Source organism: Streptomyces sp. NPDC006235, assembly GCF_040613735.1.
In the GTDB taxonomy this organism is placed as follows: domain Bacteria; phylum Actinomycetota; class Actinomycetes; order Streptomycetales; family Streptomycetaceae; genus Streptomyces.
The window spans coordinates 257,064-280,278 of the sequence record NZ_JBEXSR010000005.1 but is presented as its reverse complement, the minus strand read 5'-3'; the positions used below and the strand labels follow the sequence as shown (position 1 = coordinate 280,278).

21 protein-coding genes, 2 pseudogenes and 1 riboswitch are annotated in these 23,215 nt (G+C 72.9%); of the genes and pseudogenes, 12 read left to right on the top strand and 11 right to left on the bottom strand.

Annotated features, from left to right (window positions below):
• Positions 1-11 precede the first annotated feature (11 nt).
• Both ABZ192_RS08895 and ABZ192_RS08890 read right to left on the bottom strand, forming a co-directional pair.
• Positions 12-1,652, bottom strand: coding sequence for an APC family permease (locus ABZ192_RS08895; protein WP_356923829.1), 1,641 nt, complete (start codon positions 1,650-1,652; stop codon positions 12-14).
• 134 nt (positions 1,653-1,786) lie between these two features.
• Positions 1,787-2,215: a CoA-binding protein gene (locus ABZ192_RS08890; protein WP_356923828.1), complete on the bottom strand. Its 429-nt coding sequence runs from the start codon at positions 2,213-2,215 to the stop codon at positions 1,787-1,789.
• Between the two features lie 81 nt (positions 2,216-2,296).
• Positions 2,297-2,487: riboswitch (cobalamin riboswitch) on the top strand.
• 68 nt (positions 2,488-2,555) lie between these two features.
• Here ABZ192_RS08890 and ABZ192_RS08885 point away from each other — a divergent pair.
• The 6 genes from ABZ192_RS08885 (at position 2,556) to ABZ192_RS08860 (ending at position 7,958) form a co-directional block, all read left to right on the top strand.
• A complete protein-coding gene (locus tag ABZ192_RS08885; RefSeq protein WP_356923827.1) occupies positions 2,556-3,572 on the top strand; it encodes an ABC transporter substrate-binding protein in 1,017 nt (338 codons plus the stop codon).
• Entirely contained in the window at positions 3,569-4,582 is a 1,014-nt protein-coding gene (locus ABZ192_RS08880; protein WP_356923826.1) for an iron chelate uptake ABC transporter family permease subunit, read from the top strand. The genes ABZ192_RS08885 and ABZ192_RS08880 overlap by 4 nt, the downstream gene beginning before the upstream one ends.
• Entirely contained in the window at positions 4,579-5,379 is an 801-nt protein-coding gene (locus ABZ192_RS08875; protein WP_356923825.1) for an ABC transporter ATP-binding protein, read from the top strand. Before ABZ192_RS08880 ends, ABZ192_RS08875 begins: the two co-directional genes overlap by 4 nt.
• A 504-nt stretch (positions 5,380-5,883) precedes the next feature.
• Positions 5,884-6,744: a hypothetical protein gene (locus ABZ192_RS08870; protein WP_356923824.1), complete on the top strand. Its 861-nt coding sequence runs from the start codon at positions 5,884-5,886 to the stop codon at positions 6,742-6,744.
• The gene (locus tag ABZ192_RS08865) at positions 6,741-7,283 is read left to right on the top strand and encodes a histidine phosphatase family protein (protein ID WP_356923823.1); all 543 of its coding nucleotides are present in this window, start codon (positions 6,741-6,743) and stop codon (positions 7,281-7,283) included. Before ABZ192_RS08870 ends, ABZ192_RS08865 begins: the two co-directional genes overlap by 4 nt.
• 48 nt (positions 7,284-7,331) lie before the next feature.
• Entirely contained in the window at positions 7,332-7,958 is a 627-nt protein-coding gene (locus ABZ192_RS08860; protein ID WP_356923822.1) for a YigZ family protein, read from the top strand.
• Between the two features lie 73 nt (positions 7,959-8,031).
• Here the strand turns inward: ABZ192_RS08860 and ABZ192_RS08855 are convergent, their stop codons facing one another.
• Positions 8,032-9,684, bottom strand: coding sequence for an MFS transporter (locus ABZ192_RS08855; RefSeq protein WP_356923821.1), 1,653 nt, complete (start codon positions 9,682-9,684; stop codon positions 8,032-8,034).
• A 92-nt stretch (positions 9,685-9,776) separates the two neighbouring features.
• Between ABZ192_RS08855 and ABZ192_RS08850 the strand changes: the two genes are divergently transcribed.
• Positions 9,777-10,364 carry a MarR family winged helix-turn-helix transcriptional regulator gene (locus ABZ192_RS08850; protein ID WP_356923820.1) on the top strand — a complete coding sequence of 196 codons (588 nt, stop codon included), beginning with the start codon at positions 9,777-9,779 and terminating at the stop codon, positions 10,362-10,364.
• Positions 10,365-10,453: 89 nt separating this feature from the next.
• On the opposite strand, the gene ABZ192_RS08845 is transcribed toward ABZ192_RS08850, so the two are convergent.
• The 6 genes and pseudogenes from ABZ192_RS08845 to ABZ192_RS08820 all read right to left on the bottom strand — a co-directional run bounded on the left by ABZ192_RS08845 (position 10,454) and on the right by ABZ192_RS08820 (position 14,273).
• Positions 10,454-11,125 (bottom strand): SDR family oxidoreductase, encoded by a 672-nt coding sequence (locus ABZ192_RS08845; RefSeq protein WP_356923819.1) that lies wholly within the window; start codon positions 11,123-11,125, stop codon positions 10,454-10,456.
• Positions 11,126-11,374: 249 nt separating this feature from the next.
• Entirely contained in the window at positions 11,375-12,367 is a 993-nt protein-coding gene (locus ABZ192_RS08840) for an aldo/keto reductase family protein (protein WP_356923818.1), read from the bottom strand.
• Between the two features lie 113 nt (positions 12,368-12,480).
• The gene (locus tag ABZ192_RS08835) at positions 12,481-12,900 is read right to left on the bottom strand and encodes a 3-deoxy-7-phosphoheptulonate synthase (protein ID WP_356923911.1); all 420 of its coding nucleotides are present in this window, start codon (positions 12,898-12,900) and stop codon (positions 12,481-12,483) included.
• On the bottom strand, positions 12,861-13,073 hold the full coding sequence (locus ABZ192_RS08830) for a 3-deoxy-7-phosphoheptulonate synthase (protein ID WP_356923817.1): 213 nt from the start codon (positions 13,071-13,073) through the stop codon (positions 12,861-12,863). The genes ABZ192_RS08835 and ABZ192_RS08830 overlap by 40 nt, the downstream gene beginning before the upstream one ends.
• A gap of 95 nt (positions 13,074-13,168) precedes the next feature.
• Positions 13,169-13,495 (bottom strand): annotated as a pseudogene (locus tag ABZ192_RS08825) (3-deoxy-7-phosphoheptulonate synthase); the annotation flags it as partial.
• On the bottom strand, positions 13,416-14,273 hold the full coding sequence (locus tag ABZ192_RS08820) for a hypothetical protein (protein WP_356923816.1): 858 nt from the start codon (positions 14,271-14,273) through the stop codon (positions 13,416-13,418). The gene ABZ192_RS08820 and the pseudogene ABZ192_RS08825, both read right to left, overlap by 80 nt.
• Positions 14,274-14,674: 401 nt before the next feature.
• On the opposite strand from ABZ192_RS08820, the pseudogene ABZ192_RS08815 reads away from it, so the two are divergent.
• The 5 genes and pseudogenes from ABZ192_RS08815 to ABZ192_RS08795 form a co-directional block, all read left to right on the top strand.
• Positions 14,675-14,881: pseudogene (locus ABZ192_RS08815) on the top strand (asparagine synthetase B); the annotation flags it as partial.
• A gap of 328 nt (positions 14,882-15,209) precedes the next feature.
• Positions 15,210-16,373, top strand: coding sequence for an exonuclease SbcCD subunit D (locus tag ABZ192_RS08810; protein ID WP_356923815.1), 1,164 nt, complete (start codon positions 15,210-15,212; stop codon positions 16,371-16,373).
• Positions 16,370-19,366, top strand: a complete 2,997-nt coding sequence (locus ABZ192_RS08805; protein ID WP_356923814.1) for an SMC family ATPase — start codon at positions 16,370-16,372, stop codon at positions 19,364-19,366. Before ABZ192_RS08810 ends, ABZ192_RS08805 begins: the two co-directional genes overlap by 4 nt.
• Before the next feature lie 58 nt (positions 19,367-19,424).
• Entirely contained in the window at positions 19,425-19,937 is a 513-nt protein-coding gene (locus ABZ192_RS08800; protein WP_356923813.1) for an immunity 21 family protein, read from the top strand.
• A 146-nt stretch (positions 19,938-20,083) separates the two neighbouring features.
• Positions 20,084-20,929 (top strand): SDR family oxidoreductase, encoded by an 846-nt coding sequence (locus ABZ192_RS08795; protein ID WP_356923812.1) that lies wholly within the window; start codon positions 20,084-20,086, stop codon positions 20,927-20,929.
• 23 nt (positions 20,930-20,952) lie between these two features.
• On the opposite strand, the gene ABZ192_RS08790 is transcribed toward ABZ192_RS08795, so the two are convergent.
• Together ABZ192_RS08790 and ABZ192_RS08785 are read right to left on the bottom strand one after the other, a co-directional pair.
• The gene (locus tag ABZ192_RS08790) at positions 20,953-22,644 is read right to left on the bottom strand and encodes a DUF885 domain-containing protein (RefSeq protein ID WP_356923811.1); all 1,692 of its coding nucleotides are present in this window, start codon (positions 22,642-22,644) and stop codon (positions 20,953-20,955) included.
• 32 nt (positions 22,645-22,676) lie between these two features.
• Positions 22,677-23,168: an Lrp/AsnC family transcriptional regulator gene (locus tag ABZ192_RS08785; RefSeq protein ID WP_356923810.1), complete on the bottom strand. Its 492-nt coding sequence runs from the start codon at positions 23,166-23,168 to the stop codon at positions 22,677-22,679.
• Positions 23,169-23,215 lie beyond the last annotated feature (47 nt).

Sequence of the window (23,215 nt, the reverse complement as noted above, 5' to 3'; positions counted from 1 at the left end):
AGGGCAGGCGGTCAGTGGACGGTCACCTCGGTGACGGCCACCTCCCCGATGCTCCGCTCGATCTCCTCCGGGCGGGACGCCGACGCCCGGGCCCAGTAGTAGATCGCCAGGGAGAACACCGTGATGACCGCCATGTCCCACCACAGTCCGATGTGTCCCTGGCCGCCGAAGCCGCCCTGCCAGGAGATGACGCCCATGCCCAGCAGGTAGGCCGGCAGCCACTGGGCGGCCCTCCAGTCGAGCCGGGGCGCGTCGGTCAGGCCCTTGCGGGTGGCGTACCAGGCGTATCCGCCGAGCAGGACGTAGCCGAGGACGATGGCCACACCGAGCCGCCACAGCGTGTCCCAGGTCGACCAGTAGATGATGAGGTTGGCCACCACGAAGGACAGCGGGGAGACGACGTTCCCGCCGGGCAGCCGGTAGGGCCGGGCGCGGTGCGGCAGCCGGTCGGCGAAGACGCCGTACGCCAGCGGGGCGCCCGCGTACATCAGCACGCTCGCCGAGGTGATGAAGCCGACCAGCTGCTGCCAGCTCGGGAACGGCAGGAAGCAGACCACGCCGGTCACGAAGGACACGATCAGCCCGAACCACGGCACGCCGCGCGCGTCGGTGCGCGTGAAGATCTTCGGCGCGTAGCCGTTGCGGGCCAGACCGTACGAGACGCGGGAGGTGGCGGTGGTGTAGATCAGACCGGTGCCGCCCGGGGAGACGACCGCGTCCAGGTACAGCACCACGCTCAGCCAGCCCAGCCCCAGCAGGGTGGCCAGTCCCGCCCAAGGGCCGCTGATACCGGGGTAGTCGAGCTTGGTCCAGCCGTGCGCGAAGGAGGCCAGCGGCAGGGCGGCGATGAAGACGATCTGGAGCAGGACGTAGATCCCGGCTCCGATGGCGACCGAGCCGAGCGTCGCGCGGGGCAGGTCACGGGCCGGGTCGCGGCTCTCGCCCGCCAGCTGGATCGCCTGCTCGAAGCCCAGCAGGGCGAAGATGATGCCGCTGGAACTGACGGCGCTCAGCACGCCGTGGGCGCCGAACGGGGCGAAGCCGTGCTCGGTGAAGTTGCCCGGGTGGAAGTTGCCCGCCGCGATGATGAAGATGGCGGCCAGCGGCACGGCCACCTTCCACCAGGTGGCGGCGCTGTTGGTGTGCGCCAGGAGCCGCACACCGAGGAAGTTGATCACGACGAAGACCGCCATGAGGAGCACGGCGACGACGAACCCGCTGGTCGTCAGTGTGCCGTCCTTGGCGTGCTGGAAGCCCTGCGCCCAGTGCCAGTGCCCGGCATAACCGATCATGGCCTCGACCTCGATCGGTGCCACGGTCGCCGCCTGGAGCCAGGAGAACCAGCCGAAGGACATGCCGGCCAGTCCGCCGAACGCGTAGTGCGGATACCGCGCCGTGCCTCCCGCGACCGGGAACATGCCGCCGAGTTCCGCGTGCACCAGGGCCAGCAGCACGATCCCGACCGCGCCGATCAGCCACGACAGGATCGCCGCGGGGCCGGCCGCCACGACCGCCTTCTCGGCTCCGTACAGCCACCCGGAGCCGATGATGGAACCGACCGACGCCCACATGAGCCCGATCAGTCCGACGTCCCGGCGCAATCCGCCGGGCCCCCCTTTTACCCCCGCTGCTGCCTGGTCGACGCTCACCATGAATCAAGGGGCCTCTCGTAAAAGAACTCGGTGAGTTCTGCGAGCAAGAGGCCTCAGATTAGGAATCGGTCAACCGGCGGCAGAAGGCGCGTTGTGCAGCCTTGACCGGGCGCGGGCATTTCCTGGAAAGCGCTTCAGGAATTCTGTACGCGGTGATGAGGAAGTCGTGGGATCTCGATCGCCGGGCAGCGGTCCATCACCATCTCCAGGCCCGCGGCACGGGTCCGGTCGTAAGCCGCCTCGTCGATGACGCCGAGCTGGAACCACACGGCCCGCGCGCCCTTCGCGACCGCCTCGTCCGCCACCGCTCCGGCGAGATCGCTGTTCACGAACACGTCCACGACGTCCACGTCGAAGGGGATGTCCGCGAGACTGGCGTACCCCTGCTCGCCGTGCACCGTCTCCGCCTTCGGATGCACGGGCACGACGCGCTTGCCGTAACGCTGGAGCACCTCGGCCACGCCGTAGGCCGCGCGCCGCTGGTTCGACGACAGGCCCACCACGGCCCAGGTGTCGCCGAGCTCGGTGAGGATCCTGCGGACCGTTGCCTCGTCGCCGTACACCGGTGGCCTCCTGGAGAGTCGCGGAAGAACTGTTGTCCGCACAACGACGTACGGTGCGCGGTGATTCCCGCGCAGTCCCCGTGATAGCTTGCCGAGGCCAGTCGAACCCATGTAGGTGGGTCAGGGAATCCGGTGCGAATCCGGAACTGACGCGCAGCGGTGAGGGGGACGGGCGGGGCCTCGGCCACTGGACGTCGCGTGTGACGTCCGGGAAGGCGCTCCGCACCGGACGAACCCGAGTCCGAAGACCTGCTGGCGGCCCCCGCGGCCGTACGCGGCGGGGGAGCACCGTACGACCGGGCTCCGCGATCGAGCCCTCGACGACTGAGGACTGGTTTCCGTGCCCCTCGCCCCACCCGCCCGTGCCACCGTCCTGCTCGCGGCCGGCGCCCTGCTCCTGGCCGGCTGCGGCGACCCGCCGGCCACCACGACGAAAGCCGCCGTCACGCTCGACAACTGCGGCCACGAGGTGCGCGTCGAGGCCCCGCCGAAGCACGCCGTCTCCCTCAACCAGGGCACCACCGAGATCCTGCTCTCCCTCGGCCTCGCCGACCGTCTCGCGGGCACCGCCACCTGGACCGACCCCGTGATGAAGGGGCTGGCGAAGGCCAACGCGAAGGTGCCGCGCATCGCCGAGAACAACCCGTCCTTCGAACGGGTCCTGGACACCGGCCCCGACTTCGTCGCGGCGTCCTTCGTCTCCACCCTCGGCCGGGGCGGCGTCGCCACCCGCGAGCAGTTCGAGAAGCTCGGCGTCCCCACGTACGTCTCCCCGTCGGACTGCGCCGGCAAGGACAACTCCGGTGACGGGGACGGCGCGCGCGACAAGGCGCTGGGCATCGACACCATCTACGGCGAAGTGCGCGACCTGGCCACCGTGTTCGGGGTGCCGGAACGGGGCGACCAGCTCGTGGCCTCCCTCCAGCGGCGCATGGCGAAGGCCACGCGGGGCGTCCACGCCTCCGACGTCACCCTCCTGTACTGGTTCGCCAACTCCGAGTCGCCCTACATGGCGGGCTGTTGCGGAGCGCCCGGCATCATCACCCGGGCCCTCGGGGCGAAGAACGTCTTCGACGACACGCACGAGGAGTGGCCGCAGATCAACTGGGAGACGGTCGCCGAACGCGACCCCGACGTCCTCGTCATCGGCGACCTCACCCGCAAGTCGCAGACCGCCGAGTCGGCCGCGAAGAAGATCGCCTTCCTGGAGTCCAACCCGGTCACCAGAAACATGGACGCGGTCAGGCACAAGCGGTACGTGCTGCTCAGCGGTCAGGCCATGAACCCGACCATCCGCACGGTCGAGGGCGTGGAACAGGTCGCCGCCAAGCTGCGCGCGTTCGGGCTCGTGAAGTGACCGTCCGCGGGCTCGGGTTCGGCGCCGCTGGGGTCCTGCTGCTGGCCGTCTCCCTGGCCCTGGCGATCACCGTCGGCCCGGCCGACATACGGATCGCGGACGTCTGGTCCGCAGTGGCGGCCCATCTCGGACTCGGCAGCTCGGACCTGACGCCGATCCGCGACGGGATCGTCTGGCAGCTGCGGCTGCCGCGCACGCTGCTCGCGGCCGTGTGCGGGGCCGGACTGGCCGTCTGCGGGGCGGTGATGCAGTCGCTGCTGCGCAACCCGCTCGCCGACCCGTTCGTGCTCGGGGTGTCCTCCGGCGCCTCCACCGGCGCGGTCGTGGTCGTCGTCCTGGGCGTGGGCGGCGGCGCCGTCTCGGTGTCCGCGGGCGCGTTCCTCGGCGCCCTGGTGTCCTTCGCCCTGGTGCTGCTGCTCAGCCACACCCTCGGCGGCACCACCGACCGGGTCGTCCTCGCGGGCGTCGCCGCCATGCAGCTCTTCTCCGCGCTCACCTCCTTCGTCGTGATGACCGCCGCCGACGCCGAGACGACCCGGGGCGTGCTGTTCTGGCTCCTCGGCTCGCTCGGCGGCGCGGGCTGGACCGACGTGTGGCTGTGCCTGGCCGTCCTTGCCGTGGCGCTGGTGGTGTGCCTGTCGTATGCCCGTACCCTCGACGCCTTCGCCTTCGGGCAGGACGCGGCGGCCGCGCTCGGGGTGTCCGTGGCCCGCACCCGCCTGGTGCTGCTGTGCGTCACGGCCCTGCTCACGGCCGCGCTGGTCAGCTCGGCCGGGGCGATCGGCTTCGTCGGACTGGTCCTGCCGCACGCCGCGCGGGCCCTGGCCGGTCCCGGGCACGCCCGGCTGCTGCCGGTCACGGCCCTCGCCGGAGCGGTGTTCCTGGTGTGGGTGGACACCCTCGCCCGTACGGTGCTGGATCCCCAGGAGGTGCCGGTGGGAGTCGTGACGTCGCTGATCGGGGTGCCGGCGTTCGTGGTGGTCCTGTACCGGACGCGGAGGGTGCGGTGAGCGGGGTGGGCGCGGCGAAGAGCGGTGCCGGGTTGCGGGCCGACCGGGTCGGTCGCCGTGCCGACGGGCGTCTCATCCTCGACGGTGTCGTCCTCGCGCCCGAGACCGGCTCCACCGTCGGCGTCCTCGGTCCCAACGGCTCCGGCAAGTCCACGCTGCTGCGGCTGCTGGCGGGGCTGCTCACGCCGACCGCCGGAGTCGTCACCCTCGACGGCACGCCACTGGGCGACCTGCCCCGCCGCACCGTCGCCCGCCGCCTCGCCGTGGTCGAGCAGCAGTCCGGCACGCAGGTCGAGTTGACGGTGGTGGACGTCGTACGGCTGGGCCGCGTGCCGCACCGCCGTGCCTGGACGCCCGGCTCGGCGGACGACGAACGGGCCGTGCGCGAGGCCCTGGAGCGCACCGGCCTCGCCGACCGCGCCGACCAGCCCTGGCACACCCTCTCGGGCGGCGAACGCCAGCGAGTGCAGATCGCCCGCGCGCTCGCCCAGGAACCCCGCGAACTCCTCCTGGACGAGCCGACGAACCACCTCGACATCCACCACCAGCTCGGTCTGCTCGCCCTGGTCACCGGCCTGCCGGTCACCACCGTCGTCGCCCTCCACGACCTCAACCTCGCGGCGATGTACTGCGACGAGGTCGTCGTCCTGAGCGCGGGGCGGGTCGTGGCGGGTGGCCCTCCCGGCGATGTCCTGACGGAGGAACTCATCGCCGAGGTGTACGGCGTACGGGCCGCCGTCACCCGTGACGGCCCCCAGCAGCGGCCGCATGTGCGGTTCCTGGGGACGGTGGGCTGAGGGGCCGGGCGAGCCGGCGGGCTGGTGGCCGGCGGGCTGGGCGGGCGATTCACGCCACGGTGGTTCAAGCGACCGGGTGACGGGCGGCCGGGCGGCGGACGGCCGGTGCGTTGTGGGCGGGGCGTTCGCGTCACGGTGGCCAACCGGCCGGCGTGTCTGGCCGGGCACTTCTGGGCGCGGTGGTCGGGTTCGGCGGGTGGGGCGTCGGTGGGGTCGGCTTCCGCCGTGGTGGCCTGGCCTGGTGGGTGGGCTGTTGGTGGGCGGCTTCCGGCGTGGTGGTCGGGTTCGATGGGGGCCTCGCCGGTGGCCCGGTCCGGCGAGTGGTTGGTGGTGGGCGGTTCAAGGGCGGCGTGGCCCGACAGACCGGCGCGCCGGTCGTGGGGCGATGCCCGCCCAGGTGACCTGGTCCGTCCGGCACGCCATTGGTGGGGTGTTCCCGCCACGGTGGCCGGAAAAAGCCGCACATGCCTGCGTGTGCCCGCCCACCCGGCCTACGCTCGCCTCGTGCTGCGCATCATCGACGCCCGGACCGGCGAGCCGGTCGACGCCGCCCCGGCCCGCCGGGGCCTGACCCGTGTCGAAGTGCACGCGCCCGGCTCCGATCTGACCGATCTGCGGGTGCTGCTCGTGGCGGACCTGCTCGTGCGGGCGCTGGAGCTCGGCGGCACACCGGTGTGGGCCCTGCTGACCGGCGGGCGCCGCCGGGCCGAGCTGCGCGCGGACGCCACGGCCCTCGGCATCCGCCCCTTCGAGGACAGCCCCGATGTCAGCGCCGGACTCGGCGAGGCCCAGGTCGTCCATGTCACCGCCGAGGGCGGGGCCACCCCGGACGGGGTGCGGATCGCTGTCGCGCCTGTGGAGACGGCCGGACCGGCCACGTCGGTCGGCGCGTCGGTGGGATCGGACCTGCCGCTGAGCGAATCGGCGACGCGCGAGTCGGTGACGTCGGGCCCGCCGGCCGGTGAGCCGGCGGAGTCGGACCCGCCGAGCGGCCAGTCGGTGGGACCAGGACCGCTGGGCGGTGTCGAACCCGCCGTCCTGCGCCTCGCCCTGTTCACCCGGCACCACAACGCCCCCGTCCGGCTGGAGGCGGACGTCCTCCGCGAGGCCGAGGCCACCCTCGCCCGGTGGCGCGGCGCGGTCGCCCGCTGGGCCCGGCGGGCCTCCCGGCCCGTGCCCGACGACGTGCGCGGGCGGCTGCGCGCCGCCTGGGACGACGATCTGGACATGCCCCGGGTGCTGGACGTGCTGCGAGACGTGGAGAACGAACCGGACCTGCCGGACGGTGCCCGGTTCGAGACGTACGCCTACGCCGACCGGCTCCTCGCCCTCGAACTCACCCGCGACCTGGGAGCCCCGTCGTGATGGAGCGCGCCGGAGCCGGCCCGCTGCGCCGCCTGGTCGTGCTGCGGCACGCCAAGTCCGCCTGGCCCCTGGACGTCGCCGACCACGAGCGCCCGCTGGCCCCGCGCGGCCGCCGCGACGCCCCCGCGGCCGGGCGGGCCCTGGCCGAGGCCGACTGCCTGCCCGACCTCGCGCTGTGCTCCACCGCCGTACGCGCCCGCCGGACCTGGGAACTGGCCGCCGCCGAGTGGGGCACGCCCCCGCCGGTCCGGTTCGACCGGCGCCTGTACGCCGCGAGTCCCGCCGGTCTGCTGGCCGTCGTGCAGGAGGTGTCCGCCGAGGTGGAGACACTGCTGCTGATCGGGCACAACCCGGGCCTGGAGGAACTCGTCCTGGCGCTCGCCGGTGACGGCCTCGACGACACGCTGGAGCGGCTCCGCACCAAGTTCCCGACGTCGGCCGTCGCCGTCCTGACCTGGTACGGCACGTCCTGGCGGACCCTCACCCCGGGCACCGCGCTGCTCACCTCCATGACCGTGCCGCGGGGCGAGAAGAAGTAGCCACGGGCCGGTCCGGCCCGTCCCCGGGACCGCGCATAGGGTGGCCGGATGCAGGACGAATACCGCACGGTCGCCCGCGCCGGCGTGCACGAGACCGAGGTCAACCGCTCCCGCTTCCTGTGCGCCCTCGCCCCGGCGGCCACCGAGCAGGAGGCGCAGGACTTCATCGCCACGGTCCGCAAGGAGCACGCCGACGCGTCCCACAACTGCTGGGCCTACGTCATCGGCGCCGACGCCTCCGTCCAGAAGGCGAGCGACGACGGCGAACCCGGCGGCACCGCCGGCGTCCCCATGCTCCAGATGCTGCTGCGCCGCGACATGCGGTACGTCGTCGCCGTCGTCACGCGCTACTTCGGCGGGGTCAAACTCGGCGCGGGCGGACTCATCCGGGCGTACGGCGGGGCGGTCGGTGAGGCTCTGGACACCCTCGGCACGCGCACCCGCCGCCGGTTCCGGCTGGCCACGGTCACCGTCGACCACCAGCGGGCCGGCAAGCTGGAGAACGACCTGCGGACCACGGGGCGCGAGGTGCGGGACGTCCGCTACGGGGAGGCGGTCACGATCGAGATCGCCCTCCCGGACGCCGATGTGGAGGCCTTCCGGGCGTGGCTCGCCGACGCGACCGCCGGAACGGCCGGCTTCGAACCGGGCGGGGAGGCGTACGGCGACGCCTGACGCACGGTCGGCCTCGCGCACGGCACCCGGGAGCCGGCCCGGCGCGTGCCGGACCGGCTCCCGCGGACGGTGGCTATCGGCCGGTGTCGGTGACTGCGGGAGCCTCTGCGCCGGTGGGTTCTTCTACGCCGGTGGGCTTCTCCACGTCTGCGGGCTTCCCCACGCCTGTGGGGCCTCGGCCGCTCTCGGCGCCCGCGCCCGCCGCTTCCACGCCCGCGCCCGCCGTTTCCGCGCTCGCGGGGACGCGGCCCAGCCGGACGGCGAGCAGAGCCGTGCCGACGGCGAGTGCCGCGAGGACGGAGGCGGTGAGGTCGAAGGCGTCCGCGAAGTCCGCCATGCCGGTGTCCGGACCCGGTGCCTGGGGATTGGTCCCCAGGAAGCCGCGGTACAGGGCCCCGATGACGGCTACCCCGAAGGCCATGCCCGCCTGGGTGACGGTGTTCAGCACACCCGACCCGGCGCCCGCGTCGTCCGGGTGGACCCGGGAGAGGACGGTGTCCACCAGCGGTGCGACGACCAGGCCCTGCCCGAATCCGGAGACCCCCATCACCGCGGCGAGCCCGATCGCCTGGCTCGTGCTGTCCAGGCCGGTGACGGCGGGCACGGCGGCGAGACCGGCCGCCATGACCAGGCCGCCCGCCACCGACACCCCGATGCCGAACCGGGCGGCGAGCCTGCGGCAGGCCGCGGAGGCGGCGATGAAGCCGAGGCCGAGCGGCACGAAGACCATGCTCGCGGCCAGCGGCGTCAGCCTGAGGCCCGACTGGAGGTGGTAGGTGAGGACCAGGAACAGCCCGGCGTTGCCGGAGAAGAACAGCAGTACCGTGCCCATGCTGAGCGGGAAACCCCTGGCCCGCAGCAGCCGGCTCGGCAGCAGCGGGTCGTTGCCCCGGGACTCCGTCCGGCGCTCCCACCGCAGGAAGGCCACGGCGCCGACCGCGCTGAGGGCGAAGCAGACGTACGTCCACCAGGGCCAGCCGTGTTCACCGCCGAGGATCAGCGGGATGAGCACGAGGGGCAGCAGCACGGCGGTGAAGACGGCGCCGGTGATGTCGAGCCGGGGCAGATCGGCGCTGCGGCTCTCGGTGACGGCGGGCACGGCCGCGCACAGGATCGCCGCGCCGATCGGCACGTTGATCAGGAAGATCATGCGCCAGCCCAGGCCGGCCACGTCGAGGTCGAGCAGCAGACCGCCGCCGACGAGGCCGGCGATGACACCCGCGCCGATGGAGGCACCGTAGGCGCCGACGGCCCGGGCGCGGTCACGCTCGTCCACGAAGACGGCCCGGATGAGCGAGAGCACCTGCGGAGTCATCACCGCGGCCGACAGGCCCTGGAGCACCCGGGCCGCGATCAGCGTGGCCGGGCTGGGCGCGAGCGCGCACAGCAGGGACGTCAGGGTGAAGGTGGCCACGCCGTACTGGAAGGTGCGCTTGCGGCCGATCCGGTCGCCGAGCCGGCCGCCGGTTACCATGCCCGCTGCGTAGGCGATCACGTAACCGTCGATCACGAACTGGAGTTGGCCGAACCCGGCGTTCAGGTCCGCCTGGATGCCCGGAGCCGCGACGTTCACGATGAACATGTCGATCTGGCTCATGAACATCGCGAGCAGGACCACGGTGAGTCCCGCCCAGTCCCGCCGGGAGGCTCGGGGCGGGCCGGTCGCGGTGGCGGTCCCGGCCTCGCCCCCTGCCGTCGGACTCGCTTTCCGTGTCTCTGTGCGCATCTCACCACTCGGTTTCGAACGTGCGCTGAAGCGCGCTCGTTTAGTGCTAAATTCAGGTCTAAATGTAGCAGGTCAGTGTGGAGGGTGAGCCCATGACGGCATCAGAGGACAGCGATCGCCGGCCCGCGGGGGAGGACCCGGCGGACGCCATCGCGGCTGCCTGGAGCCGCGAGCGGCCCCAGACTCCGGTCGGCTCCATCGGCGTGGTCACGAGAATCTGGCAGCTCGCCAAGCACTTCGGCGACGACCGGCGGCGGGTCCTCGCTGAGGCGGGAGTCGATCCGGCCACGCTCGACCTGCTCAGCGTGCTGCGCCGCAGCGGGCCCCCTTACACCCTGAGCACCCGGGACCTGGCCGGGCACTCCCTGGTGACCGCGGGCGCCATCTCCCAGCGGGTCGCGCGCGCCGAGCGCGACAACCTGGTGACCCGTCGCCCCGCCCCCGGCCGCAGCCGCGCCGTGCTGGTCGAACTGACCCCGGCGGGACACGCGTTGGTGGAGCGCACGGTCGACAAGGTGCTCGCCCGTGAGGCGCAGCTGCTGGAACGCCTCGGCCCGGAGCGGCGCGAGGCACTCGCCGAGTTGCTGCGCGAACTGCTCGACGACGTGCAGGACGAGCTGAACGTGCGGGGTGTTTCCCACGTGGGGCACGAGGGCCTCGACCCCGCGGGGCAGGGCTGAGCAGGACCGTCGTCGGCAAGCGAGCCGGACCGTCGTCGGCACGGCTCTCCCGGGTGTCCTCGGGGGAGCCGTGCCGCGTCCGGTACGGCTCAGTATCCGTATGCGCTGGGCGCGTTCTGGCCGCCGTCCACCGGGATGTTGGCGCCGTTGACGGCCCGCGCCCCGTCCGAGAGCAGGAAGGCGATCACCTCGGCGACGTCCCGCGGATCGACCAGGCGGCCGCCGGGGAACTCCATCTCGAACTCGCGGTAGGCCCGCGGGTCCTCGTCCCGGAGCCTCGCCCAGCCCTTGCCCTCGATCAGCATGGAACCGGGTGACACACAGTTGACCCGGACACCTCGTGGCCCCAGCTCGCGGGCCAGGGACGAGGCGATGTGGATCTGCGCGGCCTTGGCCGCCGCGTACTGCGCGGGCGGTGCGGGCTTCCAGCCGGAGACGGAGGAGACCAGCACGGCGCTGCCCCCTGTCCCGGCCAGGTGATCGGCGGCCTCGCGCAGCGCGATCGCCGGATGGGTGACGTTGAGCCGGCACGTCAGGTCCCAGTCGGACGCTTCCGTGCCGCGCAGATCCGCGCCGCGCGCGCCGCCCGCGACGGTCACCAGGCCGTCCAACCGGCCCAGCCGGGCCGCCGAGTCCCGCACGAACGCCGCGAGGGCGGACTCGTCGAGCACGTCCAGCCGCGCGGTGTGGAGGGAGCGCCCGTACCGGGCACGCACCTCCTTGGCCACCGCCTCCAGCGAGGCGGCGTCACGGCCGCACACGGCGAGGTCGCACCCCTGCGCGGCGAGCCGGAGCGTCGTCTCCCGCCAGCCCGCGGCTGCCGCCGGTCACGATCACCGCCCGCCCGGCCGACCCGGGCGCGCCGGACGCCCGTGCGGCGTTCCGCTCGTTCGTGACACTCACGTCGCTGGTGTCCGTGCCGTCGGGGCCTCCTGTTCCGCCTGGGCGATGCGTGTCGTTCAAGCCGTGCTGCTCCTCTCCTCGCTCTTGAGCCCCCTGCGGCGCCGTGTTCAGCCCGTCCTCGCGGGGTCGCGCACGACGTACGCCGAGAGGATCTCGTCGATGCGGTCCAGTACCGCCTGCTCCAGGCGTACGCCGGAGGCCTCGGCGTTCTCCTTGACCTGCTCGGGGCGGCTCGCGCCGATGATGGCCGCGGAGACGGACGGGTTCTGCAGGACCCACGCGATCGCGAGCTGGCTCATCGTCAGGCCGAGGTCCGAGGCGACCGGGCCCAGCTCCTGAACGGCACGCAGGGCTCCCTCGTCCTTCAGCCAGTGGCCGACCAGCATGTCGACGAAGCCCTTGCCGGCCTCGGTGCCCGCCCGGGAGTCCGAGGGCGCCGCGGTGCCCGGCCGGTACTTGCCGCTCAGGATGCCCTGGGCCAGGGGCGACCAGACGACCTGCCCCAGGCCCTCCCGCTCGCAGGCGGGCACGACCTGCGACTCGATGACCCGCCACAGCATCGAGTACTGCGGCTGGCTGGCGACCAGCGGGACGCGCAGCTCCCGGGCGAGGCCGGCCGCGCGGCTGATCTGCTCGGCGGTCCACTCGCTCACCCCGACGTAGAGGACCTTGCCCGAGCGGACCAGGTCCGCGAAGGCGAGCATGGTCTCCTCCAGCGGAACGGCCGGGTCGTAGCGGTGCGCGTAGTAGACGTCGACGTAGTCGGTGCCGAGACGGCGCAGTGACCCCTCGCAGCCCTCGATGACGTGCTTGCGGGACAGGCCGCGGTCGTTGGGGCCGGGGCCCACCGGGTGGCAGACTTTGGTGGAGAGCACCAGGCCCTCGCGCCGCTGACCGGCGAGCGCCTTGCCGAGCACGGTCTCGGCGCGGGTCTCGGAATACACGTCGGCCGTGTCGAACGTGGTGATGCCCGCGTCGAGCGCGGCCCGCACGCAGGCGTGCGCCGCCTCCTCGTCGATCTGGGCACCGTGGGTGATCCAGTTGCCGTAGGCGATCTCGCTGATCACGAGGCCGCTCTGGCCGAGCCGGCGGAACTCCATGTGCTGTGTCCTCTTCTCTGGTTCTCTGCGGTTCTGGTTGGCGGTTTCTCTCGGGGGTCTCGGGTGCCGCGGCGGTGCGCGGGCGGGGGCGGCGGGACGGCCTGCGCGGCGCCTCACAGCAGTGCCGCCGTGCGGGCCACCACCTGGCGGGCCTGACGCGGGCTCAGCCGCGGGTCGCAGGCCGACTCGTAGTGGGGCAGCGGCGTGGGCGAGGCCAGTTCCGCCGCCGTGTCGACGCACTCGGTGACGGGGCAATGGGCCGTCTCCAGCATCAGACCGGCCGGCCGCAGGCCGTGGGCGTGCAGGGCCGACACGAAGCCCTCGATCTCCGTCATGACGTCGTCGACCGCACGGCTCTTGTGGCCGGCGCCGTTGGTCCGGGTGTTGCCGTGCATCGGATCGCAGAACCAGGCGACACCGGCGGCATCGTCGCCGAGCGCCCTCAGCACGGAGGACAGCCGCGGGACGATCTGCTCCCGGCCCATGCGCATGATCAGGGACAGCCTGCCGGGTCGGCGCGGGTCACCGAGCATCCGCACGTGCGGATCTCCTCGGGCGATGCCTTGGGGCCGATCTTGACGCCGACCGGGTTGCTGACCGACGCCGCGAACTGCACGTGCTGGTGGTCCGGTTGGCGCGTCCGGTCGCCGATCCACAGGAAGTGGCCGGAGGAGCCGTAACGGCCCCCGCCCGCGTCGGAGCACACCAGGGCCTGCTCGTACTCCAGGAGGAGCGCCTGCCGGCGTTCCAGTACGCCAGCAGCAGCCGGGACGGCAGCGCGGCGCGGGCCGCCGGGGTGGGCTCGGGGGCGTTGACCGCGTCCCCGCGGTAGACGGGCAGCCCCGTGCCGTCGGAGAGGGTCTCGGTCGGGTTCGAGCGCGGTTTGGCGTACTGCCCGGCGATCCGCCCCATCCGGACAGTGAGAAGACCGCAGGCGCCCGTGAACTCGTCCGCCAGCCGGCGCAGTTGGTCGGCCTTGGCGAGGACGGTCTCGGGGTTGGCGTCGGTGAACCCCTCGGCGCACTCCCCGGCCTGGAGCACGAAGACCTCACCCCGGGCGGCCCGCCCGAGTTCGGCGGTGAGGTCGGTGCAGGCAGTGGCGTCCACCAGGGGAGGCCTCGCCTCCAGGGAGAGCAGGACGTCCTTGAGTTCGTCGAGCGAGGCCCACTCGGGCTGCTGAAGGGCCCGGGCCGGCAGCAGCAGTGTAGGTGTAGCCGCCCCCGGAACAGGCCAGCCGGTCGACCGAGGAGCTGAGTTCGTCCAGCTGCCCGCGCTGCGCCAGCAGCCGGGTGAACTGCAGGGCCACGCCGGGGGCGACGAAGACGGTCGTGGGGCGGAAGGTCCGCCACATCGCCTCCAGCCGGTCCCAGCCGGTGATGCCGGTGGCGAACGGGTAGGCCCGGATGTGTGCGAGGTCCAGGTACTCGCAGACGCCGGAGACCAGATCCGCCACCGGAACGACGTCGGACGGCAGGAGGATCACCACGCGTTCGTCGGCTCCGAGCAACGGACGCCATGCCTCGGCGACCGAGACGGTGTTCCAGATGGTGTCCTCGGCCAGGCGCGGGGTGGGCGTGGGCTGTCCCGTCGTGCCGGTGGTCTCGTAGTACTCCGAGGCCTCGGTGGGTGTCACGGCCGCATAGCGCAGGGGCTGCGCCTTGAGCGACTCTCGCGGCGTCACGGGCAGGTCCCGGAAACGCTCCAGGGAGAACTCCCCGATATCGTCCTGGTCCTCACCGGGGCCGTATGCCCTTGTTCCGCGCGCGCGTCGCCAGGCCGCGGAGAGCTTTCTGGCGTAGAAGTCACCGGCCGGGATGCGGCCCTGATTCTCCCGTATCTCGGCCTGTGCCTCACGAAGTAATGCCTGGCGTTTGTCGGTGTGCAGGATCACACGAACCTCGCTCATTAATCGCTTATCGCGCCCATGGCGTCGGTCTCCACGGGCAGCCTTGCGAGGGGTCGGGAAGCCACAGCTCAGGGCTTGTAGGCGGGACCGAGGAGCCCGACCCGCAGCGAACGTATAGCACTAAAGGTGGGCGGTGCAACCGCCCTTGGGTGGCTCAACCAGCCATATGCGACCGAAAATCGACGACCTCGGTTGTGACGTAAAGCGCCTACTACTCAGTACGTTGCCCGAGTTGATTTTCCGGCCTAGTCTCGACGAGCGCCGAGGTGAATCCGGCAGCGTTTTGAAGTCGCGGTTAATCGAACCCGAACAGCAGGTTTCACTCCTAGTCGGAGCGCATACCGCACGCCGTTTTCCCCGGCAGTCCGCAACCCTCATCCGAATCCGGTTGGAGCTTTCTCATGTGCGGAATCGCAGGCTGGGCCGACGTCGGCCATGACCTCACCCAGGAGGTGGACGGCGTCGAACCCATGGTGCGGACCATGGCCTGCCGAGGCCCCGACGCCGCCGGAATCCACGCCGGTTCGCACGCGGTCCTCGGACACCGCCGACTGGCGATCATCGATCTCGAAGGTGGCAGGCAGCCGATGACGGCCCCCGCGGAGCCGGACACATCGTCGACGCGGGCGCGCTCACCCGCATGCTCGACCTCCCGCAGGGCCACTACCACGCCCAGCTGCACCGCAACCGCCTGGAGACCGCGCTGTACCTGGACCGGTGGACGCGGGAGTACGGCATCGCGCCGGAGTGACCTCTTCCACGGCATTCGTGCGGACATTTCCCCTGATTCGATGCCCGATCAGTGGTCCATCCCGAGGTTCGTGAGGGACCAGGGGCCCGCACGGGTTAGCGTGGTGGCTGCTGACAGAGAGCCGGGCCGGCTCGTGCGGGTCGTGAAGCGGTAGCAGGGGGAGTCATGCAGGTCGGAGCGGCGTCGTGAGACTGCTGCACACGTCCGACTGGCACCTCGGCCGGTCGTTCCACCGGGTGAACATGCTCGCCGCCCAGGCCGAGTTCATCGGCCACCTCGTCACGGCCGTGCGGGAGCGGGCCGTGGACGCGGTGGTGGTGTCGGGGGACGTCTACGACCGGGCCGTGCCGCCGCTCGCCGCGGTCGAGCTGTTCGACGACGCCCTGCACCGCCTCGCGGACCTCGGCGTGCCGACGGTGATGATCTCCGGGAACCACGACTCGGCCCGCCGGCTGGGCGTCGGCGCGGGCCTCATCGGGCGGGCCGGCATCCACCTGCGGACCGAGCCGTCGGCGGCCGGTACCCCCGTGGTGCTGGCCGACGCCCACGGGGACGTCGCCTTCTACGGCCTGCCCTACCTCGAACCGGCCCTGGTGAAGGACGAGTTCGGCGTGGAGAAGGCCGGGCACGAGGCCGTGCTCGCCGCCGCCATGGACCGGGTCCGCGCCGACCTCGCCGCGCGAGCGCCCGGCACGCGTTCCGTCGTCCTCGCGCACGCCTTCGTGACCGGCGGCGAACCCAGCGACAGCGAACGGGACATCACCGTCGGCGGCGTGGCCGCGGTGCCCGTCGGTGTCTTCGACGGCGTCGACTACGTGGCGCTCGGGCATCTGCACGGCTGCCAGACCCTCACCGACCGCGTCCGCTACTCCGGCTCCCCGCTGCCCTACTCCTTCTCGGAGGCCGCTCACCGCAAGAGCATGTGGCTCGTCGACCTGGCCGCCGACGGCTCGATCGAGGCCGAGCGCCTCGACTGCCCGGTGCCGCGCGCCCTGGCCCGGATCCGGGGCACCCTGGAGGACCTGCTCGCCGACCCGGAGCTGGCACGGCACGAGGAGGCCTGGGTCGAGGCGACGCTCACCGACCCGGTCCGCCCGGCCGACCCCATGGCCCGGCTCACCGAGCGGTTCCCGCACACCCTCAGCCTCGTCTTCGACCCCGACCGGACCGAGGACGACCCCGAGGTGTCGTACGCCCGGCGCCTGGCCGGCCGCAGCGACCAGCAGATCGCGGAGGACTTCGTCGCCCACGTACGCGGCGCCGGACCCGACGCGCACGAACAGGACGTACTGCGGGACGCGTTCGACGCCGTGCGCGCCGACGAGACCGTACGGGAGGTCGCCCGGTGAGGCTCCACCGGCTGACGGTCACCGCCTTCGGGCCCTTCGGAGGCACCCAGACCGTCGACTTCGACGAGCTGTCCGCGGCCGGGCTGTTCCTGCTGCACGGACCCACCGGCGCGGGCAAGACCTCCGTCCTCGACGCCGTGTGCTACGCCCTGTACGGCTCGGTGCCCGGCGCCCGGCAAGGCGGGGCACAGGGCACGGCGCTGCGCAGCGACCACGCCGCACCGGCGACCCGCACGGAGGTCACCCTCGACCTCACCGTGGCCGGACGCCGCCTGGAGATCACCCGCCAGCCGCCCTGGGAACGCCCCAAGAAGCGCGGCACCGGCACGACCCTCGACAAGGCCCAGACCTGGCTCCGCGCGTACGACGCCACGGCCGGGACCTGGAAGGACCTCAGCCGCTCCCACCAGGAGATCGGCGAGGAGATCACCCAACTGCTCGGCATGAGCCGGGAGCAGTTCTGCCAGGTCGTGCTGTTGCCGCAGGGCGACTTCGCACGGTTCCTGCGCGCCGACGCCGAGGCCCGCGGCAAGCTGCTGGGCCGCCTGTTCGACACCCGCCGCTTCGCCGACGTCGAAAAGCGCCTGGCCGAGCGCCGCCGCGCCACCGAGGCCCAGGTCCGTGACGGGGACGCCGCACTGCTGGCCGACGCCCACCGCATGCAGCAGGCCGCGGGCGACGCCATGCGCCTGCCGGACCTGGCACCCGGCGAACCGGGACTCGCCGAAGCCGTGCTGGGCGCCGCCGCCGTCGCCCGCAGCACCGCCCGCGAACAGCTCACCGTCGCCGAGTGCACGCTCGCCGCCGCCGAGTCCGCGCAGGCCGCCGCCGGCCGCACCCTCGACGAGGTACGCGAACTCGCCCGGCTCCAGAGGCGGTTCACCGAGGCGCGGGAGCGAGCGGCGCGCCTGGAGGAAGGAGCCGGCGCCTGCCGGGAAGCGCAGGCGCTCATGGAGCGGGCCCGCAAGGCCGAGGCGGTCGCGCCCGCCCTGGACCTGCGGGAGACCGCCGAGGCCGAACACCGGCGGGCGGCCGCCGCCGAGGCACGCGCGCGTGCCCAGCTGCCCGAGACCTTCGCCGACGCCGGCGCGGCAGGACTCGCGGCAGCCGCCCGCCGGGCCGCCGAGGAACTGGGCGGACTGGACTCGGCCCGCCGCGCCGAACGGCGTCTGGCCGAACTCCTCGACGAGCGCGCAGGCCTGGACCGCCAGGAGCGCGCCGACGCCGACGTCCTTCAGGAAGCGGACGCCTGGCTCGACGGCTGGGAGGAGACCCGTACCGCCCTCCAGGCCGGTGTCGACTCCGCGCAGCAGGCCGCCTCCCGCGCCGAACAGCTCGCCGTACGGCGTGAACCTGCGCGGCAGCGGCTGAAGGCAGCCCGGTTGCGCGACCAGCTCGCCGAGGACACGAACCAGGCCGTCGAGCAGGTCCGCACCGCGCAGGAGGAGGCGCTGCGCGCCCAGCAGCACTGGCTCGACCTCAAGGAACAGCGCCTGACCGGCATCGCCGCCGAACTGGCCGCGCACCTCACCGACGGCGAGCCCTGCGCCGTCTGCGGCGCCACCGAACACCCCGCCCCCGCCCGCAAGGTCGCCGGGCACGTCGACCGCGAGGCCGAGGAGCAGGCCCTCGCCGCCTACCGCCGCGCCGACGAGCAGCGCGCCGAGCACGAGCGGCGCCTCGGTGCCGTACGCGAGGCCTTGGCCGCCGCCACCGCCGAGGCCGGTGACACGCCCACCGAGCAACTCGCCCGTGAGGCCGAGGCGTTGGAGGAGCAGTACGCGCAGGCCCGCCGGGGCGCCGCCGAGCTGCACGCCGCGCAGGAGCGGCTGCGGCAGGCCGGGCACGAACACGAGCGGCGCGTCGCCGCCCGGCAGGAAGCCGCCGTGCGCAGCGCCGCCCGGGTCGGACACCGGGAGCGACTGGAGAGCGAACGCGCCGCCCTGGAGGAGGAACTGGACCGGGCGCGGGGCGCCCTGGACAGCGTCGCCGCCCGGGCCGCGCAACTGGAGCGCCGGACCGCGCTGCTCACGGACGCCGCCGACGCCGCCCGCGCCGCCGAGGACACCGCCCAGCGGCTCAAGGACGCCGATGCCCGGCTCGCCGACGCCGCCTTCCGTGCCGGCTTCGACACCCCGCGGGACGCGGCCGCCGCCCTCCTCGACGCCTCCGCCCACCGCGAACTGCAACGCCGCCTGGACGCCTGGCAGAACGAGGAAGCCGCCGTACGGGCCGTCCTCGCCGAGGCCGACACCACGGCCGCCGCCCGGCAGCAGCCCGCCGACCTCGCGTCGGCGCGGCTCGCCGCCGACACCGCGGCCCGCCGGCTGCGCGAGGCCGCCTCCGCGCACGACGCCGCAGCCCGGCGCTGCGCCGAACTCGACCGGCTCTCCGCCCGGGCGACCGCCTCCGTGCGCCGGTTGGCGCCGCTGCGCGAGGAGTACGACCGGGTCGCCCGCATGGCCGGCCTCACCGCCGGTACCTCGGCCGACAACGAACGCAGAATGCGCCTGGAGTCGTACGTGCTGGCGGCCCGCCTGGAACAGGTCGCCGCCGCCGCGACCGTACGGCTGCGGCGCATGTCGTCCGGCCGCTACACCCTGGTCCACTCCGACGACCGCACCGGACGCGGCCGCAGCGGACTCGGACTGCATGTCGTCGACGCCTGGACCGGCCGCGAACGGGACACGGCGACGCTGTCGGGCGGCGAGACCTTCTTCGCCTCGCTCGCCCTCGCCCTCGGCCTCGCGGACGTCGTCACGGACGAGGCGGGCGGGGTGCGGCTGGACACCCTCTTCATCGACGAGGGCTTCGGCAGTCTCGACGACCAGACCCTCGACGAGGTCCTCGACGTCCTCGACTCCCTGCGCGAACGTGACCGCAGCGTCGGCATCGTCAGCCACGTGCCCGACCTGCGGCGGCGGATCCACGCGCAACTCGAGGTCGTCAAGGGCAGGTCCGGGTCGGTGCTGCGGCAGCGCGGTGTGGGCTGAGATCAGCCTGCTGACCCCCCGGACTTTTGGGGAAGTTGACCCTGTAGGTTCTTGCGCCATGGTGCGATACGCGGAGCCGGGCGTCGTGGAGTGGGTGGAATCGGGCGGCGGGCCGCTGATAGCGGTGCCGGAGACGGTTCTGCCGTTCTGGGCGGGTGCCGACGGCGAGGAGACGGCGTCGGACTACGACCGGGCCTGTGAGGTGGACGGGCACGTCGGGCTCCTGCCGGTCGGCGACTGCACGGCGCTGGTGCTGGGTGACGAGCCTGCCTCGACCGCGTATCTGCCCGACCAGGGGATGTTCGTCCGGTGGTGCGCGGGGAATTCCGAGGACGAGTTGCTGGCGAGTGTGCCGGTGGCTGTCGATGCGGCGGAGTGGGAGCCGGAGGTTGTCTGGGAGGTGCCAGGCGCTGTGCTGCTGTTTGACGCGGCGTGGCCTGGGGCTTCGGGGAGTGAGCGGGTTCGGGTGGGTCTGGAGCCGGGGCGCTACGCGGTTCGGGCGGCTCGGGTGGAGCCAGGGCCTGAAACATGGCTGGGCTTGGTTCAGTTGCGGTTGCTTGCGCCTAGGTGACCGTGGGGGTGTTGGCTGTTCGGCGTGTGCGGGTTGATTGTGGCTGGTCGCGCCCACGCGGCGGAGCCGCACATCGGCACAGCCCCGCGCCCCTGGAGGGGCGATATTCGCGTGCATCAGTCATTGGGCCCGGCCACGATGATCGTATGCCTCTACTTCCTCAGCCCGGTCCCGAAGAACTGCGCCGTGATCCCCTGCCCTTGCGGGGGCGTACTGCCCTGGTGACCGGGGCCAGTCGGCGTGGGGGGATCGGGCATGCCGTGGCCCGGCGGCTTGCCGCCTACGGAGCCAGTGTCTATCTGCATCACCATGTGCCGCACGACGCCGACAAGCCCTGGGGCGCGGACCGTCCCGAGGACGTCGTCGCGTCCGTGCGCGAGGCGCTCGGGGATCCGGGGGCCCGGGTCGTCGACGGCCCCGGTGACCTGGGTGATCCGTCCGTGCCCGGCGAACTCGTCGGCAGGGCCGCCGAAGCGCTCGGCGGGCGGCTCGACATCCTCGTCGCCAATCACGCGCAGAGCGGGTTCGACGGCTCCCTGGACGAGATCGACACGGCGATGCTCGACCGGCACTGGGCGGTCGACACCCGCTCCGTGATCCTGCTGATCCAGGCCTATGCGCGGTTGCGGTCCGCACTGCCGCCGCGCAGCCCGGGCGGACGCGTGATGATGATGACCTCCGGCCAGGACATCGCGGGCGGCATGCCCTGGGAGCTCGCCTACGCCCTCCAGAAGGGCGCCCTCGCTTCCGTCACCCGCTCCCTGGCGACCGCCCTCGCCGACCACGCCGTCACCGTGAACACCGTCAACCCGGGACCGGTCGACACGGACTACATGACCGGCGAGGACTACGAGGCCGTCGCGGAGCGCTTCCCCGCCGGGCGGTGGGGCATGCCCGACGACCCGGCCCGCCTCATCGCATGGCTCGCCACGGACGAGGCGGAGTGGGTCACCGGGCAGGTCATCGACTCCGAGGGCGGCTTCCGCCGCTGACTGCCCCTGGAGACTGACTTCCCCTAGAGCCGGGACAGTTCGTCGACCAGGTCGTCCAGGCCCAGCGAACCCTGTGAGAGGGCCGCCATGTGCCAGGCCTTCGGGTCGAAGGCGTCACCGCGCCGGGCGCGGGCCTTCTCGCGGCCCAGGAGCCAGGCCCGCTCGCCGAGCTTGTAGCCGATGGCCTGGCCCGGCATGGAGAGGTAGCGGGTCAGCTCGCTCTCCACGAAGTCCGCGGGCCGGCTGCTGTGCGAGCCGAAGAACTCCTGCGCCAGCCCGGGCGTCCAGAGCTCGCCCGGGTGGAAGGGCGAGTCGTCCGGGATCGTCAGCTCCAGGTGCATGCCGATGTCGATGATGACGCGCACGGCACGCATCATCTGCGCGTCCAGGTAACCGAGCCGGCGCTCCGGGTCCGTCAGGAAGCCCAGCTCGTCCATCAGCCGCTCGGCGTACAGCGCCCAGCCCTCGGCGTTGGCGCTCACCATGCCGACACTCGCCTGGTAGCGGGAGAGGTTCTGCGCCACGTGCTTCCACTGGGCCAGCTGGAGGTGGTGACCGGGCACACCCTCGTGGTACCAGGTCGAGACCAGGTCGTAGACGGGGAAGCGCGTCTCGCCCATGGTCGGCAGCCAGGTGCAGCCCGGGCGCGTGAAGTCGTCCGACGGCGGCGTGTAGTAGGGGGCCGCGGCACTGCCCGGAGGAGCGATGCGCGACTCCACCCGGCGCACCCGCTCGGCCAGGTCGAAGTGGGTGCCGTCGAGCGCGTCGATCGCCTCGTCCATCAGGGACTGCAGCCAGTCGCGGACCTCGTCGACGCCCTCGATGTGCGTGCCGTGCTCGTCCAGGTGCGCCAGCGCCACCCACGGCGTGGCGGCACCCGGCAGGATCTTCTCGGCCTCCGCCTTCATCTCGCCGAGGAGGCGGTGGTACTCGGACCAGCCGTACGCGTACGCCTCGTCCAGGTCGAGGTCCGTGCCGTTGTAGTAGCGCACCCAGCGCGCGTACCGCTCCCGGCCCACCACGTCCGGCGCGCCCTCGACCGCCGGTGCGTACACGTCCCGCATCCAGTCGCGCAGCCGCACGACCGCCTCGGTGGCCGAGCGGGCCGCCGTGTCCAGCTCGGACCGCAGCGCCTCGGGGCCGGCGGCCGCGTACGTCTCGAACCAGCCGCGGCCCTCGCCGTCGGCGTCCGCCCACTCGCCGAGCTGCTGCACGAACGTGGCCGTGGCACGCGGCCCGCCGTACAGCTTCCGCTCCAGGCCGAGCGCCAGGGACTCCCGGTACCCCTCCAGCGCGGCCGGGACCGCCCGCAGCCGCTCGGCGATCGCCGCCCAGTCCTCCTCCGACTGCGCCGGCGTCACGGTGAACACCTGCCGCACCGCATGGGCGATGGAGCTCAGGTTGCTGACGGACCGCAGACCCTCCTCGGCCTCGTGCACGCCGAGTTCGGCGTTGAGCCGCTCACGCAGCAGCCGCCCGCAGCGGCGCTCGATGTCACTGTCCGCGCCGGGCAGCCGCTCCGCCTCGTCCAGCCGGGCCAGCGTCCGGCGCGCCAGCTCCGCGAGCGCCTCCTGACCCGCCGGCGAGGTGTCGGGCAGCCTGCTCGAACTCTCCTTGACGCCGAGGAACGTGCCGGTGATCGGATCGAGGGCGACGAGCTCGTCGACATAGGCGTCGGCGACCTCACGGGGCAGCGGGCTCTTGATCTCAGACATGCCGCCCATCCTCGTACGCGCGGCAGCGCACGTCATCCGGATTGAGCCGAGGGCGAAGGCGGCAGCAGCGGCCCGCACTCCCACTGCTGGAAGATCAGCCGGGTCTCCACCCGCGCCACCTCCCGCCGCGAGGTGAACTCGTCCAGCACGAGCCGCTGGAGGTCGGTCATGTCGGCGACCGCGACATGGACGAGGTAGTCGTCCGGTCCGGTCAGGTGGAAGACCGTCCGCGACTCCGGCAGGGCGCGGATCCGCTCCACGAACGGCCCCACCAGCTCCCGCCGGTGCGGCCTGACCTGCACCGACAGCAGCGCCTCCAGGCCCCGCCCCAGCTTCGCCGGGTCCAGCTCCAGCCGGTGCCCGAGGATGACGCCCGAGCGGCGCAGCCGGGTCACCCGGTCCAGACAGGTCGACGGCGCCACCCCGACCTGCGCTGCGAGATCCCGGTACGTCGCCCGGGCGTCGTTCTGCAACAGCCGCAGCAGGTGGAGATCCACCGGGTCCAGTACGACCGATTCCGCCATCGGCCGAACATAACACGGGGTTCCCGCCCATGAGCCCGGTCGCTGTT

Bases quoted from the DNA above. Each gene is read 5' to 3' on its own strand.
- ABZ192_RS08785 (WP_356923810.1), bottom strand. From the start codon at position 23,168: ATGGCGGAATCGGTCGTACTGGACCCGGTGGATCTCCACCTGCTGCGG.
- ABZ192_RS08860 (WP_356923822.1), top strand. From the start codon at position 7,332: ATGCAGGACGAATACCGCACGGTCGCCCGCGCCGGCGTGCACGAGACC.
- ABZ192_RS08855 (WP_356923821.1), bottom strand. From the start codon at position 9,684: ATGCGCACAGAGACACGGAAAGCGAGTCCGACGGCAGGGGGCGAGGCC.
- ABZ192_RS08840 (WP_356923818.1), bottom strand. From the start codon at position 12,367: ATGGAGTTCCGCCGGCTCGGCCAGAGCGGCCTCGTGATCAGCGAGATC.
- ABZ192_RS08790 (WP_356923811.1), bottom strand. From the start codon at position 22,644: ATGTCTGAGATCAAGAGCCCGCTGCCCCGTGAGGTCGCCGACGCCTAT.
- ABZ192_RS08850 (WP_356923820.1), top strand. From the start codon at position 9,777: ATGACGGCATCAGAGGACAGCGATCGCCGGCCCGCGGGGGAGGACCCG.
- ABZ192_RS08835 (WP_356923911.1), bottom strand. From the start codon at position 12,900: ATGCTCGGTGACCCGCGCCGACCCGGCAGGCTGTCCCTGATCATGCGC.
- ABZ192_RS08800 (WP_356923813.1), top strand. From the start codon at position 19,425: ATGGTGCGATACGCGGAGCCGGGCGTCGTGGAGTGGGTGGAATCGGGC.
- ABZ192_RS08895 (WP_356923829.1), bottom strand. From the start codon at position 1,652: ATGGTGAGCGTCGACCAGGCAGCAGCGGGGGTAAAAGGGGGGCCCGGC.
- ABZ192_RS08820 (WP_356923816.1), bottom strand. From the start codon at position 14,273: ATGAGCGAGGTTCGTGTGATCCTGCACACCGACAAACGCCAGGCATTA.
- ABZ192_RS08795 (WP_356923812.1), top strand. From the start codon at position 20,084: ATGCCTCTACTTCCTCAGCCCGGTCCCGAAGAACTGCGCCGTGATCCC.